This is a genomic window from Pantoea sp. S62 (assembly GCF_016658625.1).
In the GTDB taxonomy this organism is placed as follows: domain Bacteria; phylum Pseudomonadota; class Gammaproteobacteria; order Enterobacterales; family Enterobacteriaceae; genus Pantoea; species Pantoea vagans.
On record NZ_JACVVI010000003.1, the window covers coordinates 298,959 to 312,576 of the forward strand.

Annotated in this window: 16 protein-coding genes; 7 read left to right on the top strand and 9 right to left on the bottom strand. The window is 54.4% G+C overall.

The features are described from left to right. The first annotated feature begins 35 nt into the window (after positions 1-35). Together IBT54_RS06490 and yciA are read left to right on the top strand one after the other, a co-directional pair. Entirely contained in the window at positions 36-575 is a 540-nt protein-coding gene (locus IBT54_RS06490) for a septation protein A (RefSeq protein WP_201251847.1), read from the top strand. Positions 576-634: 59 nt separating this feature from the next. Beyond that, on the top strand, positions 635-1,057 hold the full coding sequence (yciA, locus tag IBT54_RS06495; protein WP_013358032.1) for an acyl-CoA thioester hydrolase YciA: 423 nt from the start codon (positions 635-637) through the stop codon (positions 1,055-1,057). Between the two features lie 36 nt (positions 1,058-1,093). On the opposite strand, the gene tonB is transcribed toward yciA, so the two are convergent. Continuing rightward, the gene (gene tonB / locus IBT54_RS06500) at positions 1,094-1,849 is read right to left on the bottom strand and encodes a TonB system transport protein TonB (protein ID WP_201251848.1); all 756 of its coding nucleotides are present in this window, start codon (positions 1,847-1,849) and stop codon (positions 1,094-1,096) included. A gap of 197 nt (positions 1,850-2,046) precedes the next feature. On the opposite strand from tonB, the gene IBT54_RS06505 reads away from it, so the two are divergent. Further along, the gene (locus tag IBT54_RS06505) at positions 2,047-2,343 is read left to right on the top strand and encodes a YciI family protein (RefSeq protein ID WP_003853909.1); all 297 of its coding nucleotides are present in this window, start codon (positions 2,047-2,049) and stop codon (positions 2,341-2,343) included. A 76-nt stretch (positions 2,344-2,419) separates the two neighbouring features. Continuing rightward, positions 2,420-2,605 (top strand): hypothetical protein, encoded by a 186-nt coding sequence (locus IBT54_RS06510; RefSeq protein WP_041456886.1) that lies wholly within the window; start codon positions 2,420-2,422, stop codon positions 2,603-2,605. A 192-nt stretch (positions 2,606-2,797) separates the two neighbouring features. On the opposite strand, the gene ycgZ is transcribed toward IBT54_RS06510, so the two are convergent. Next, positions 2,798-3,040, bottom strand: a complete 243-nt coding sequence (gene ycgZ / locus IBT54_RS06515) for a regulatory protein YcgZ (protein ID WP_033732828.1) — start codon at positions 3,038-3,040, stop codon at positions 2,798-2,800. Positions 3,041-3,385: 345 nt separating this feature from the next. On the opposite strand from ycgZ, the gene IBT54_RS06520 reads away from it, so the two are divergent. After that, the gene (locus IBT54_RS06520) at positions 3,386-3,703 is read left to right on the top strand and encodes a hypothetical protein (protein WP_013358036.1); all 318 of its coding nucleotides are present in this window, start codon (positions 3,386-3,388) and stop codon (positions 3,701-3,703) included. Between the two features lie 22 nt (positions 3,704-3,725). Here IBT54_RS06520 and IBT54_RS06525 read toward each other — a convergent pair whose 3' ends face one another. After that, positions 3,726-3,899, bottom strand: a complete 174-nt coding sequence (locus tag IBT54_RS06525; RefSeq protein ID WP_095707117.1) for a YciY family protein — start codon at positions 3,897-3,899, stop codon at positions 3,726-3,728. A gap of 170 nt (positions 3,900-4,069) precedes the next feature. Here IBT54_RS06525 and cls point away from each other — a divergent pair, with 170 nt between their 5' ends. Both cls and IBT54_RS06535 read left to right on the top strand, forming a co-directional pair. Further along, positions 4,070-5,530, top strand: coding sequence for a cardiolipin synthase (cls, locus tag IBT54_RS06530; RefSeq protein WP_013358038.1), 1,461 nt, complete (start codon positions 4,070-4,072; stop codon positions 5,528-5,530). 45 nt (positions 5,531-5,575) lie between these two features. Further along, entirely contained in the window at positions 5,576-5,899 is a 324-nt protein-coding gene (locus tag IBT54_RS06535; protein WP_003853921.1) for an HI1450 family dsDNA-mimic protein, read from the top strand. Positions 5,900-5,942: 43 nt separating this feature from the next. Here IBT54_RS06535 and oppF read toward each other — a convergent pair whose 3' ends face one another. From oppF to IBT54_RS06565, 6 genes are all read right to left on the bottom strand, one after another. Then, positions 5,943-6,944, bottom strand: a complete 1,002-nt coding sequence (gene oppF, locus IBT54_RS06540; protein WP_013358039.1) for a murein tripeptide/oligopeptide ABC transporter ATP binding protein OppF — start codon at positions 6,942-6,944, stop codon at positions 5,943-5,945. After that, positions 6,941-7,954 carry an ABC transporter ATP-binding protein gene (locus IBT54_RS06545; RefSeq protein WP_013358040.1) on the bottom strand — a complete coding sequence of 338 codons (1,014 nt, stop codon included), beginning with the start codon at positions 7,952-7,954 and terminating at the stop codon, positions 6,941-6,943. The genes oppF and IBT54_RS06545 overlap by 4 nt, the downstream gene beginning before the upstream one ends. 11 nt (positions 7,955-7,965) lie before the next feature. Next, positions 7,966-8,874: an oligopeptide ABC transporter permease OppC gene (oppC, locus tag IBT54_RS06550; protein WP_013358041.1), complete on the bottom strand. Its 909-nt coding sequence runs from the start codon at positions 8,872-8,874 to the stop codon at positions 7,966-7,968. A 14-nt stretch (positions 8,875-8,888) separates the two neighbouring features. Continuing rightward, entirely contained in the window at positions 8,889-9,809 is a 921-nt protein-coding gene (oppB, locus tag IBT54_RS06555; RefSeq protein WP_147789160.1) for an oligopeptide ABC transporter permease OppB, read from the bottom strand. 92 nt (positions 9,810-9,901) lie between these two features. Further along, on the bottom strand, positions 9,902-11,542 hold the full coding sequence (gene oppA, locus IBT54_RS06560) for an oligopeptide ABC transporter substrate-binding protein OppA (protein WP_201251849.1): 1,641 nt from the start codon (positions 11,540-11,542) through the stop codon (positions 9,902-9,904). Between the two features lie 154 nt (positions 11,543-11,696). Continuing rightward, positions 11,697-13,322, bottom strand: a complete 1,626-nt coding sequence (locus tag IBT54_RS06565) for an ABC transporter substrate-binding protein (RefSeq protein ID WP_201251850.1) — start codon at positions 13,320-13,322, stop codon at positions 11,697-11,699. Positions 13,323-13,618 lie beyond the last annotated feature (296 nt).

A 13,618-nucleotide genomic window follows, 5' to 3' on the forward strand; every position in this document is an offset into this window, starting at 1 on the left:
GGACACATTCGCAGCCAACTCTGAATGGAAAAACTATGAAGCAGCTACTCGACTTTCTTCCCCTGGTGGTCTTTTTCATCTTCTACAAGCTGTATGACATTTTTGTCGCCTCGGGCGCACTGATTGTGGCCACCGGCCTGGCCCTGGTCGTCAGCTGGGTGCTCTATCGCAAACTGGAAAAGATGACGATTTTCACCTTTGTGCTGGTGGCCGTCTTTGGCACCCTGACGCTGGTGTTCCACAACGATGAGTTCATTAAGTGGAAAGTCACGGTGATCTACACCCTGTTTGCCGCTGCCCTGCTTTACAGCCAGTGGTTTATGCAGCAGACGATGATTCAGCGCATGCTGGGTAAAGAGCTGCAGTTGCCTGATGCGGTCTGGCGGCGGCTGAACGTCGCCTGGGCGCTGTTCTTTCTGATCTGCGGCCTGGTGAACATCTATGTCGCCTTTTGGTTATCTCAGGCGTTTTGGGTTAACTTTAAAGTGTTCGGTCTCTCCGGTCTGACCTTACTGTTTACCCTGCTCAGCGGGCTTTATATCTGGCGTCAGATGCCGCAGCAGGAACAAAAATAATCATCTGCCCGGTACGCCGGGCATTTTTTTAGCATTCATCTGCATAAGAAGTGGAAGCAATGAGCGAAAAACATAAATTGCCGCAAGGCGAAATGGTGCTGCGTACGCTCGCCATGCCGGCAGATACCAACGCCAATGGCGATATTTTTGGCGGCTGGCTGATGTCACAGATGGATATGGGCGGCGCAATCCTGGCGAAAGAGATCGCTGAAGGGCGCGTTGTTACCGTGCGCGTCGACGGCATGTCATTTATGAAGCCTGTCGCGGTGGGTGACGTGGTGAGCTGTCATGCAAGCTGTCTCCGGACCGGCAACAGTTCGATGACGATTAATGTGGAAGTGTGGATTAAAAAAGTGTCGTCTGAGCCCATCGGGCAGACCTACTGTGCCACAGAGGCGGTTTTTATCTATGTAGCGGTCGACAATGAGGGCAATTCACGTCCTCTGCCAGCCGGTCGTGCCAATCAGCAGCCTGCCGGATAAGTGACGGGTCAGGCAGCTTCTGCCTGACCCGACGCCTTATTCAATGCTGGCGCCACCATTAATTTTAAACACGATATTCATGGTAAGACCCTGTCCTGGCTGCCCGCTCTGATAGCGCCATTTTTTCATCGCCTGCTTCACTTCCCGCTCAAACATATTGCGCGGTTCAGCAGAGAGAATCTGGATGTTATCCACCCGTCCGTCGCTGTCCACATCAAACTTCACCCTGACACGCCCTTCTACCCGCAATGCAAAAGCACGTTGAGGATAACCAGGCTTACTCACGCTCAATGCCTTAGGACCGTTTGATGCCGACGCGGTGGGAGCCGGCGTCGCTTTTGGCGCCGTCGCCGGTTTGCTTTGCGTCGCAGGTGCTTGCTGCTTAAACGGGTCGGCCTCCGGCTTACTCTCCTGACGCGGCTTCACCTCGCGTTTTGGCTGCTGCCGTTTGTGCTCCGGCTTTGGTTTAGGTTTAGGCTTAGGCTTCGGTTCAGGTTTCGGAATGGGTACCGGCTCCGCTTTTGGCGGTTCCGGCACGGGCTGCGGTTCCGGCTCTGGTTCCGGCTGCGGTTCAGGTTGTGGCGCAGGCGGCTCTGCGATAGCCGGTGCAGGCTCGGGCTGAACTTCAGGCGCGACCATGGTAACGCTGATGGGCTGCGATGCTTTAGGTACCTCAATCACCTGCTGGAATGAAGCATAAAGAATTCCGGCAATCACGACGCCATGCAGCGCAACAGACAACAACATAGAGACAGGCGTGCGTTTAGGTAATGGCATAGTCAGCGTGGTCATAACAGTCGCAGTGATTGAATAGAACAGCGATTTTAAATGCAAATAGCAATCAGTTTCAATAACTCCCGCCATCCGGCCTGAAGAAAAGTGCTTTTTAGCCCTTTATGCTGAGCCATTAGCCGCCCACAGGTTTCGTTTGCACTCTAATCGTCAATCCCTTAACGTGTTGCAAAATTCTGATAACCAGGAGTTCCTAAGTGCTTTACGTCATTTATGCAGAAGATACTGCAGAGTCACTGGAAAAACGTAACGCCGTGCGCCCTGCCCACCTGGCGCGACTCAAACTGCTGCAGGAAGAGGGACGCCTGATCATCGCAGGCCCGATGCCTGCTGTGGATAGCAACGATCCTGGCGTGGCGGGCTTTACCGGCTCAACCGTTATTGCTGAGTTCCCATCATTAGAAGCCGCGCAGTCCTGGGCGCAGGATGATCCTTACTTTGCGGCGGGCGTCTACAAACAGGTCTCGGTTAAGCCGTTTAAACGCGTCTTCTGATAACGTATCTGCAGTCAGAATGGCTTCTGTGCCTGGCACAGAAGCCATTTTTGTTTTGAATATTCAGAGAGAAAAGATGCAGATAATCATTCTGGGGCTGCTAGCAATGATCGCTTTACTGATTGGCGGTGCGCTATACCTCTGGCGAACAAAGGGCTGGCGTAATAAAAAGCAGTGGATTGTGATGCTGATCGTGCTGGCGGCAGCACTGCAGTTGGTGAATGTCACGCTGATGATGACGTCACAACGTCTTTCGGGTTAATTATTCATACAGCTTATTAACGTGAATACCCTCTGCGAAACAGGGCTTTCGCACTGCATTACGCCTCTGCCCATACGGCTGAACGCGACGATCTCTGTATAACCGTTAAGCGCTTATTCATGGCTAAGCGGGCCTGCCTGCTCAGTTAACCCGCTTTGATTTCCCGTCACTCACTGGCATAGTTGCGCTGAATTAACCCCTGTCCAGAATCAGACCGATCAGCGCATGATAGTGCTGCTCCTCTTCCGGGCTGGTGACATGCTGTAAACGGCTGATGAGTTTTGAGCAAATCGCTTTACGATTCAGGCTACGACCAGAGGCGATAATTTCCGTCACCACAGAACCCAGAATGGCCTGCTGGGAAGGCTGCGCAGCACTGTGTAAATAAGCGGAGATGTCAGATACTGAAGCGGGAATACGAACGTTAGTTTGCATGGTTGACCCTCATAGGATTCATTAAAAGTTACTAACCGATGCGGTAAAGTTATACAACAACGCCTCCCTTGTACAGGTATTTAACGCAAAAGATTGCCCTGCCTGGTGATTAAATCGATAAACCCTTACTTAACAATAACTTGATAAAATGTAAAGTTGTACAGGTTTAACGTCAGCGGCTGTACACCCCCACAAATACACCCTGAGATGGCCTGTTCAGCCTTAAAAAATGATCTCTGTGTCATTTTTTTAGCAGTCGGGAGGAATTATCTGGCAGAGCTGTCTACATTTAGCTTTTGTGAGTTAAACCTCTGAATGGAAGCACAGCGGAATCGCGGGCAAATTATGAATAAAACGTATCCCGGCCAGGCACTTACTCTGCTCGACCCACTGTTATCACGAATTGTGGCGATTGTTGATCCGAAAATCGAAGTCATGAGTGGTTACCCTGCAAACTGCTCTGCGTGGCTGACCATCTATTACCAGCGTAAATCGGGAAAATGGTCTTACGAATGGTACGATCGGACGGGATATCGCAGACCGACGGCGCTGGGCAGCACGATGGAGTGCCTGATGCGCGAAGTCACCGACCGGGGTGCGTCGCGTCAGGAGCATTCAATGGCGCGACGCGTCATGGCAGAATCGGGATTTTTTGAAGCCTGAACAGGGCTGCTCCCGACATAACCTAGACTAACTGTGTAATAAACAGGATCGAGCGTCGTTGCTGCTGGGCCAGCTGATGGCGAATGCAATGGATACGCTTGTAACGCCGCGACTGTCCCTCCAGCCAGCGGGAGCGGCGGCGATGCACCTGACGTAACATTCTCCAGCGCGCCACTTCATTTCTGCTTCTTTTCATCACTTCCTCTCTGACTTCATACGTGCAAGACCTGTGCGAGGGCATTATAGAGATCTCCGCCGTAATGCCAAATCAGATCTCTCATCGAGACTGTCCGGGATAAAGGGTTTCGCTAGCGGTGATCTGCACGTAAACTTGCCAGACGAAAGCGCGAACGGGATGTCCACTTTATGACCACTTTTTATACCCTGATCAGCTGGTTGCTGGTATTTGGTTACTGGCTGCTGATCGCCGGGGTTACGCTGCGCGTGTTAATGAAGCGCCGGGCCGTAACCTCGGCGATGGCATGGCTGCTGGTAATCTATATTCTGCCGCTGGTGGGTATTATCGCTTATCTCTCGTTTGGTGAACTGCATCTGGGCAAACGTCGCGCGGAGCGCGCCCGCACCATGTGGCCGTCGACCGCCCGCTGGCTCAACGACCTGAAACAGTGCCGTGAAATTTTTGCCACCGAGCACAGCGACGTTGCCCGTTCACTGTTTGAGCTTTGCTACCATCGTCAGGGCATTGCCGGGGTCAAGGGCAACCAGCTCCAGCTGCTCACCAGCGCGGACGACGTCATGCAGGCGCTGATTCGTGATATCCAGCTGGCCCGTCATAACATTGAGATGGTGTTTTACATCTGGCATCCCGGCGGACTGGCGGATGAGGTTGCAGAATCGCTGATGGCCGCATCACGCCGTGGCGTTCATTGCCGACTGCTGCTCGACTCCGCAGGCAGCGTCAACTTTTTCCGCAGCCCATGGGTCGGCATGATGCGCAACGCCGGTATCGACGTCGTGGAAGCCTTGCAGGTCAGCCTGCTGCGCGTGTTCCTGCGTCGAATGGATTTGCGTCAGCATCGCAAAATCGTTCTGATTGATAATTACATCGCCTATACCGGCAGCATGAACCTGGTGGATCCGCGCTTCTTTAAACAGAGCGCGGGTGTGGGCCAGTGGATTGACCTGATGGCGCGTATGGAAGGTCCGGTCGCGACCGCGATGGGCATTGTGTTCAGCTGTGACTGGGAGATTGAGACCGGCAAACGTATTCTGCCACCACCGCCCGATCGCAACATCATGCCGTTTGAGCAGGAGAGCGGCCACACCGTGCAGGTCATCGCCTCCGGTCCTGGCTTCCCGGAGGATATGATCCATCAGGCGCTGCTGACCGCGGTTTATTCCGCGCGTGAACAGCTGATTATGACCACACCCTACTTAGTGCCGAGCGACGATCTGCTGCATGCTATCTGCACGGCCGCACAGCGTGGCGTCAGTGTCAGCGTGATTGTGCCGCGTCACAATGACTCGTTGCTGGTCGGCTGGGCCAGCCGCTCCTTCTTCAGCGAACTGCTGGAAGCGGGCGTGAAGATCTATCAGTTTGAAGATGGGCTGTTGCACACTAAAAGCGTGCTGGTCGACGGACAGCTGAGTCTGGTGGGAACCGTCAATCTCGATATGCGCAGTTTATGGCTGAATTTTGAAGTAACGCTGGTGGTGGATGATGCCGGATTTGGCAGCGATCTCGCCTGTGTGCAGGATGACTATATCGCCCGCTCACGCCTGCTGGATGGCAAGCGCTGGGCAAAACGTGCGTGGTGGCAGCGCATCGTCGAACGACTGTTTTACTTCTTCAGCCCTTTACTGTAAAACGAGCCAGATTGTGTAAATGGCCGCAGGCCGACAGGACAGACTATGGATTTGAATAATCGCCTTACCGAAGATGAAACGCTGGAACAGGCCTACGATATTTTTCTCGAACTGGCCGTCGACAACCTCGATCCGGCAGACGTCATTCTCTTCAATCTGCAGTTCGAAGAGCGCGGTGGCGCAGAGCTGTTTGATCCCTCTGAAGACTGGAAAGATCATGTCGATTTCGATCTGAACCCGGACTTTTTCGCCGAGGTGGTCATCGGGCTGGGTGAAGCGGATGGTGAGCCGATCACTGATGTCTTTGCCCGCGTGCTGCTGTGCCGCGAGAAAGATCACAAGCTCTGTCATATCCTGTGGCGCGAGTAAGCATCAGATAACAAAACGCCGGGCACTTGCCCGGCGTTTTGCTTTAGAGCGGATCGACCTTCAGACAGGAGACCGCATGGTGGAAACTGCCTTCCAGCAGCGGCCGGGTTTTCGCACACTCCGGGCCGGCGATCGGACAGCGGGTGCGGAACACGCAGCCTGACGGCGGATTAATCGGCGACGGCAACTCCCCTTCCAGCAGCTGAATCTGCTTGTTCTTTTCCAGATCGGGATCGGGAATCGGCACGGCAGACATCAGCGCACGGGTGTATGGATGCTGCGGATTGCTGTAGACCTCGCTGTAGGTACCCAGCTCCACCGCATGCCCCAGATACATTACCAGCACACGGTCAGAGATATGCTTCACCACAGCCAGATCGTGGGCAATGAAGATGAGCGACAGCCCCATCTCACGCTGTAACTGCTGCAGCAGATTCACCACCTGCGCCTGAATCGAAACATCCAGCGCCGAGACCGGTTCATCGCAGATGATCAGCTTCGGCTCCAGAATCAGCGCACGGGCGATACCGATACGCTGACACTGACCGCCCGAAAACTCATGCGGGTAGCGGTTAATCAGGTTAGGCAGCAGCCCCACTTTCATCATCATATTTTTGACGCGGTCTTTCACTTCCTGCCGCGCCATTTTCGGATGGTAGGTGCGCAGTGGCTCGGCGATGATATCGCCGATGGTCATACGCGGGTTCAGCGATGCCAGCGGGTCCTGGAATATCATCTGGATATCGCTGCGCGCTTTGCGCCACTCCTCTTCACTCTGGCCGAGCAGATCGCGGCCTAACCAGGCCACCCGACCTTCTGTCGCTTTAACCAGCCCGATAATGGCGCGCGCCAGGGTCGATTTACCGCAGCCAGACTCGCCTACTACGCCCAGCGTTTCTCCCTCATAAAGGCGCAGGCTGACGCCATCCACCGCCTTCAGGGTTTTTGACGGCTGCCAGAACCATTGCCTGCCATCTTTGATGTCGAAATGGACTTTGAGGTCGGCGATTTCCAGTAACACTCTTTTTTCAGCTACGGTGCTCATACTAACTCCTCCACCGGCTTAAAGCAGGCACGCAGACGGCCATCGCCAAACGGCTCCAGCGGCGGAGCCTGGGTGCAGATATCCATGGCGTGCGAACAACGCGGCTGGAACGGACAGCCCTGCGGCAGACGCAGCAGATTGGGTGGATTGCCCGGAATGGTGGTCAGGCTCTCGCCCTCCGCATCCAGGCGCGGCACTGCATTCAGCAGACCGATTGAGTAAGGGTGCGCAGGCTGATAAAAGACATCGCGGGCGCGGCCATACTCCATGGTGCGCCCGGCATACATCACCAGCACCTTGTCGCAGATCCCAGCTACTACGCCGAGATCGTGGGTGATCATGATAATGGCGGTGTTGAATTCACGCTTCAAATCGTTGAGCAACGTCATGATCTGCGCCTGCACCGTCACATCCAGCGCCGTAGTGGGCTCGTCAGCGATCAGCAGTTTTGGCCGGCACAGCAGCGCCATCGCGATCATCACGCGCTGACGCATCCCGCCAGAGAACTCATGCGGGTACATCTTCATGCGTTTGCGCGCTTCCGGCATTTTCACCGCGTCCAGCATTCTCACTGACTCTTCAAACGCCTGTGCGCTGTTCATTCCTTTGTGCAGCTTAAGCACTTCCATCAGCTGCTCGCCTACCCGCATATAGGGGTTAAGCGACGTCATCGGGTCCTGGAAGATCATTGCAATCTGTTCGGCGCGCAGTTTATTGAGCTGGTTCTCAGGCAGGTTCAGGATCTCTTTGCCGTTGAACATCGCCGAGCCGCCAATGCGGCCATTTTTTGCCAGCAACCCCATCAGGGCAAAGGCCGTCTGTGATTTGCCGGAACCCGACTCACCAACAATGCCCAGCGTCTCACCCGCGCGCAGCGAGAAGTTCAGGTCATTAACAGCGGTCACATCCCCATCGTGCGTGCCAAAGGTCACGCGTAAATCTTTGACCGTAAGTAGCTGTTCGCTTCCCGCGCGGGCCGCCATTGCTGGCTGAAATTCATGAATAGTCATCGGGAAACTCCTTAACGATCTTTCGGGTCGAGGGCATCACGCAGGCCATCGCCGATAAAATTGAAACAGAACAGCGTCACCACCAGGAAGCCCGCCGGCCAGAGCAGCAGCCACGGCGACACCTCCATCGAGTTGGCGCCGTCGCTGAGCAGTGCGCCCCAGCTGCTTAAAGGCTCCTGCGTACCCAGACCCAGGAAGCTCAGGAAGGATTCAAACAGGATCATGCTTGGCACCAGCAGCGAGGCGTAAACCACCACTACGCCCAGCACGTTCGGCACGATATGGCGCACCACGATTTTCCAGGTTGATACCCCGCCGACATGGGCCGCTTCGATAAACTCTTTACGCTTCAGGCTCAGCGTCTGGCCGCGCACAATACGCGCCATATCCAGCCACGAAACCATGCCGATAGCGGCAAAAATCAGCAGGATGTTGCGACCAAAGAAGGTCACCAGCAGGATCACGAAGAACATAAACGGGAAGGAGTTGAGAATTTCCAGAATACGCATCATCACCGAGTCCGTTTTGCCGCCGAGATAGCCAGCAATCGAACCGTAAAGCGTGCCCACGATCACCGCGATCAGCGCAGAGGCCACACCCACCATCAGCGAGATGCGACCACCAATCGCCACGCGCACCAGCAGGTCACGACCCGATGAGTCAGTGCCGAACCAATGGCCGGAAGTGGTATCCGGCGGCGAGGACATCATGGCCCAGTCGGTATCGTCGTAGGTGAACTGCGCCAGCATCGGCGCAAAAATCACGAACAGGGTAATCAGTAACAGTACCAGCAGGCTGATTGAGGCAGCACGGTTATGAATAAAACGACGACGCGCGTCCTGCCAGAGACTGCGCCCTTCTACTTCCAGCTTCTCACTGAACGCATCAAGAGCTTCGCTGTTTTTCTTACTTAACATCATGGCGAACTCCGCTATCAGTAACGAATTTTTGGATCGATAACGGCATAGAGCACGTCAACAATCGCGTTGAAGACAATGGTCAGCAAACCGACCAGAATGGTCAGGCTCATCACCAGTGAGTAGTCACGGTTCAGCGCACCGTTCACAAACAGCTGACCGATGCCCGGCAGACCGTAGATCGACTCAATCACCATCGAACCGGTGATGATGCCGACAAACGCCGGGCCCATGTAGGAGATCACCGGCAGCAATGCTGGCTTCAGCGCATGACGCAGCACAATGCGGTGCAGCGGCAGGCCTTTGGCACGCGCGGTACGGATAAAGTTGGAGTGCATCACTTCAATCATCGACCCGCGGGTAATACGCGCGATACTGGCGATATACGCCAGCGACAGCGCCACCATCGGCAGCAGCATGTAGTTCCACTGCCCGCCATTCCAGCCGCCGCCCGGCAGCCATTTCAGGCTGATGGCGAACAGCAGGACCAGCAGCGGCGCGACCACGAAACTGGGTATGACCACGCCGGTCATTGCCACCCCCATCACCGCGAAGTCCCACAACGTATTTTGTTTGAGCGCGGCGATGACGCCAGCGGTTACGCCCAGCACTATCGCCAGCAGGAACGCGGCCAGGCCGAGTTTGGCAGAAACCGGGAACGCATGTGCGACCAGATAGTTGACCGAATAGTCTTTGTACTTAAACGACGGGCCGAAATCGCCGTGCGCCAGCTGCACAAGGTAATCGACATACTGCTTACCAATGGGATCGTTGAGGTGGTACTTCGCCTCAATGTTGGCCATGACTTCGGGTGCCAGCGTACGCTCGCCGGTAAAAGGACTACCGGGGGCCAGGCGCATCATAAAGAAGGAGATGGTAATCAGGACGAACAGCGTCGGTAGCGCTTCAAGCAAGCGACGCAGGATGAATTTTAACATTGCCGTACCTACCAGGCTGTTGCTTCACAACATATAAAAAATTAAAAAAGGCGGCGCCAGACGCGCCGCCACTGCTGATAGCCTGAATGCTATTAGTGTTTAATGATGTAGAAGTCTTTAGACAGCGTTTTATCCAGGGGATCTTTACCGGTGTAACCGCCGACATAAGGTTTCACCAGACGCGTATTCACGTAGTAGTAAACCGGTACGATGGTGCTGTCTTTATCCAGGATCTGTTCAGCCTTCTGATAGTCTGCTGCACGGGCTTTGGCATCCGGCGCTTTGATCGCATCACGCACCACTTTGTCAAACGCATCGCTCTTATAGTGTGCGGTGTTACTGCTGCTGTTGGACACCATGGTGTTCAGGAAGGAGGTCGGTTCGTTGTAGTCCGCACACCATGCCGCACGCGACACATCGAAGTTACCCTGATGACGGGTATCCAGGAATGTTTTCCACTCCTGGTTTTCCAGCTTGATGTTCACGCCGATATTTTTCTTCCAGATCGACGAGGCGGCAATCGCCAGCTTCTTGTGCAGATCGGAGGTGTTATACAGCAGGTTAAAGGTCAGCGGTTTGTCGGCGGTGTAGCCCGCTTCAGCCAGCAGTTTTTTCGCTTCGGCGTTACGTTTGTCCTGCGACCATGTGAACCAGTCTGGCGGCAGAATGTCCATGCCGTCAGTGGATGGCGGCGTGTAGCTGTAAGCCGGTTTCTGGCCCTGCGCCAGCACTTTATTCACCATGATGTCACGATCCAGACCCAGCTTCAGGGCCGCGCGCACGCGGGGATCGGTGAATGGCGCTTTCTGGTTGTTTATTTCGTAGTAGTAGGTGCAGAGGTAAGGATCGACGTGCAGCTCTTTACCATTGTCACGCTGCAGCTTTTTAAACAGCTCAATCGGCAGATTGTTGTAGGTCATGTCGCTGCCGTTCTCAGAGAAGTAACGGTTAACGTCACTGACTTCAGAACTGATTGGCAGGTAGGTGACCTTGTTCAGCACGGTGTGTGCGTTATCCCAGTAGTTCGGGTTACGGACCAGGGTGATGCGCTCGTTAATCACGTGCGCGTCCAGTTTAAAGGCACCGTTGCCGACCCAGTTCTGTGGCTGGGTCCACTGCTCGCCAAACTTCTCAATTGCCGGTTTATAAACCGGTGACATGACGGAGTTAATCAGCAGCTTATCAAAATAGGGAACCGGCTCGCTCAGGGTGACTTCCAGCGTGTGGTCATCAATGGCTTTTACGCCCAGATCGGTAATCGGTTTTTTCCCGGCGATGATGTCATCGACGTTCAGGATATGACCATACTGCGGATAGCTGGCGTACGGGGACGCCGTTTTAGGATCGACCAGACGCTCCCAGCTGTAGACGAAGTCCTGCGCGGTCACCGGCTCGCCATTGGACCATTTGGCATTTTTACGTAAGTGGAACGTCCACACTTTGAAATCTTTGTTTTCGTAACTTTCCGCTACGCCCGGGATCGGTTTACCGTTGCTGTCATTGACCAGCAGACCTTCGTAAAGGTCGCGCGCCACGTTGTCTTCCGGCACGCCTTCAATTTTGTGCGGATCGAGCGACTGGACTTCATCGCCATTACCGCGAACCAGCTCCTGTTTTGCAGCCAGCTCAACGCCCGCAGGCACGGTTGCTGCGAAAGCCGCATTCCCTGCCAGGGCACTCACTGCGGCGAAAACGCCCGCTGCAATCAGGCTTTTTTTCGTGATGTTGTTCATTATTACACTCCAGTTTTATTATCGTCACCGTGGCGATGCTCTGCTCCGGCGTCCCCCGTCTCCGGGCTCCCTGGCCTGTTCCCAGGGAGATTGACCCCAAAATGGTCTGTACGCTGATGCGTGTCCCGACTGTCTCGCCGAAGCGGCGATCAGATCAGTGTTGTTTGATGAAATAGTACTTCAGGTCTGTCATGTCCTGCGGGTCTTTGCCCGTAAAGCCGCCAACCCAGGGCTTTACCAGGCGCACACTTACGCGGTAGTAAACTGGCACAATTGGTGAGTCTTTGTCGAGTTGTGTTTCAGCCTGCTGATACAGGCCGGCGCGCTGCGCCTCGCTGCCCGCCGTCAGCGTCTCCGCCATCAGGCGATCAAAGGTCGCGCTGCTGTAAAATGCGGTGTTGATCGAGGCGTTACTGATCAGCATATTCAGGAAGGTGGAGGGCTCGTTGTAATCGGCACACCAGGTGGCACGCACCACGTCATACTGGGCCTGATGACGGGTCTCCAGCATGGTTTTCCACTCCTGATTCTGCAGCGTCACCTTCGCGCCCAGATTTTTCTGCCACATCGATGCGGCCGCAATTGCCTGGCGTTTGTTCTGATCAGAGGTGTTATAGAGCAGCTTAAAGGTCAGCGGATGGCTGGCATCAAAGCCCGCCTCTGCCAGCAGCTTTTTCGCCGCCTCATTACGCTGCGCCTGTGTCCAGGTGAACCATTCAGGCGGGGATAGCTTAATACCCGCCGTAAAGGGTGGCGTGAGGCTATAGGCCGGAATCTGCCCCTGAGCCATGATCTTATTAGCTATCACCTCGCGATCGAGGGTCATTTTCAGCGCGGCGCGCACTCGTGCATCGGTGAACGGCGCTTTTTTGTTGTTAATTTCGTAGTAGAAGGTGCAGAGCAGCGGGCTGACCTTTACTTCATCGCCCAGCTCTTTGCGCAGCTTGCCAAACATCTCCGGCGGCACCGCACTGTTGGTCATGTCCATTCCGCCGCTGCGGTAGCGATTGATATCACTGTTTTCAGAGGCGATCGGCAGGAAGGTCCCCTGCTCAATTACCGTATGCGCATTATCCCAGTAATGGGGATTACGCTTCACGACGATTTTTTCATTCACCACCCAGTCGCTCAGCGTATAGGCACCATTACCGATGTAGTGATCGGGACGGGTCCAGGCGTCGCCCCACTGCTTAATAGCTGGCGCATAAACCGGTTTCATCGCCGTGTGCGCTAACATCGCTACCAGGTAAGGGACCGGTTCGCTCAGGGTAATCTGCAGGCGATGAGCATCCAGCGCTTTGACGCCCAGCTGATCGGGTGGGGCTTTACCGGCCAGGATGGCATCGATATTGGCAAAATGGGCAGCCTGCGGATAGCTGGAGTAAGGCGACGCGGTTTTCGGGTCCACCAGCCGACGCCAGCTATAGACGAAATCAGCGGCGGTCACCGGCTCACCATTGCTCCACTTCGCATCATCACGCAGATTAAAAATCCAGACGGTAGGTTGCGGATTTTCCCAGCTTTTGGCGACGCCCGGCACAACCTGACCAAAGTTATCGGTGTTTACCAGGCCATCCAGCAGGTTATAAATAAGATTGGATTCAGGCACGCCTTCGGTTTTATGCGGATCCAGTGAGGAGACTTCGCTTCCGTTATTGATCACTATTTGCTGTTGCGCCGCCAGAACCATTCCAGGCGGAACCGTGGCGGCGTAAGCCGGAGAAAAAGCCGTGAACAAAAAGAGTGCGATTGCTGACCGCTGTTGTTGCAAGTTTTTCATCCCAATCATGCGAAACGCCAACCTTTAATTAAGTATCCCGATAGGCTTAAGCAAAAAGCGTTCTCACTTTGGACTTTCGGAGAAAAAATTTACGCTGGGCCAAAAATTATCAGAAGCCGCGAAGGGGCGCCAAAACAAAATAGCTAAAATGTTAACTAATTCTCTTTTATCATGAGATGTCAGGCAGCGAAAGTGTTAATTTTCGTCCTGAAAATATTATATCGATATGAAAAATAGGCTATTTAGCTGGAAACCTGCTTCCAGGGCGTTATGGAGCCACAAAAAGCGTCTGTTTT

Excerpts from the sequence above, each read along its gene's own strand:
- IBT54_RS06490 (WP_201251847.1), top strand. The coding sequence starts at position 36 with ATGAAGCAGCTACTCGACTTTCTTCCCCTGGTGGTCTTTTTCATCTTC.
- yciA (WP_013358032.1), top strand. The coding sequence starts at position 635 with ATGAGCGAAAAACATAAATTGCCGCAAGGCGAAATGGTGCTGCGTACG.
- tonB (WP_201251848.1), bottom strand. The coding sequence starts at position 1,849 with ATGACCACGCTGACTATGCCATTACCTAAACGCACGCCTGTCTCTATG.
- IBT54_RS06510 (WP_041456886.1), top strand. The coding sequence starts at position 2,420 with ATGCAGATAATCATTCTGGGGCTGCTAGCAATGATCGCTTTACTGATT.
- ycgZ (WP_033732828.1), bottom strand. The coding sequence starts at position 3,040 with ATGCAAACTAACGTTCGTATTCCCGCTTCAGTATCTGACATCTCCGCT.
- IBT54_RS06520 (WP_013358036.1), top strand. The coding sequence starts at position 3,386 with ATGAATAAAACGTATCCCGGCCAGGCACTTACTCTGCTCGACCCACTG.
- IBT54_RS06525 (WP_095707117.1), bottom strand. The coding sequence starts at position 3,899 with ATGAAAAGAAGCAGAAATGAAGTGGCGCGCTGGAGAATGTTACGTCAG.
- cls (WP_013358038.1), top strand. The coding sequence starts at position 4,070 with ATGACCACTTTTTATACCCTGATCAGCTGGTTGCTGGTATTTGGTTAC.
- IBT54_RS06535 (WP_003853921.1), top strand. The coding sequence starts at position 5,576 with ATGGATTTGAATAATCGCCTTACCGAAGATGAAACGCTGGAACAGGCC.
- oppF (WP_013358039.1), bottom strand. The coding sequence starts at position 6,944 with ATGAGCACCGTAGCTGAAAAAAGAGTGTTACTGGAAATCGCCGACCTC.
- IBT54_RS06545 (WP_013358040.1), bottom strand. The coding sequence starts at position 7,954 with ATGACTATTCATGAATTTCAGCCAGCAATGGCGGCCCGCGCGGGAAGC.
- oppC (WP_013358041.1), bottom strand. The coding sequence starts at position 8,874 with ATGATGTTAAGTAAGAAAAACAGCGAAGCTCTTGATGCGTTCAGTGAG.
- oppB (WP_147789160.1), bottom strand. The coding sequence starts at position 9,809 with ATGTTAAAATTCATCCTGCGTCGCTTGCTTGAAGCGCTACCGACGCTG.
- oppA (WP_201251849.1), bottom strand. The coding sequence starts at position 11,542 with ATGAACAACATCACGAAAAAAAGCCTGATTGCAGCGGGCGTTTTCGCC.
- IBT54_RS06565 (WP_201251850.1), bottom strand. The coding sequence starts at position 13,322 with ATGAAAAACTTGCAACAACAGCGGTCAGCAATCGCACTCTTTTTGTTC.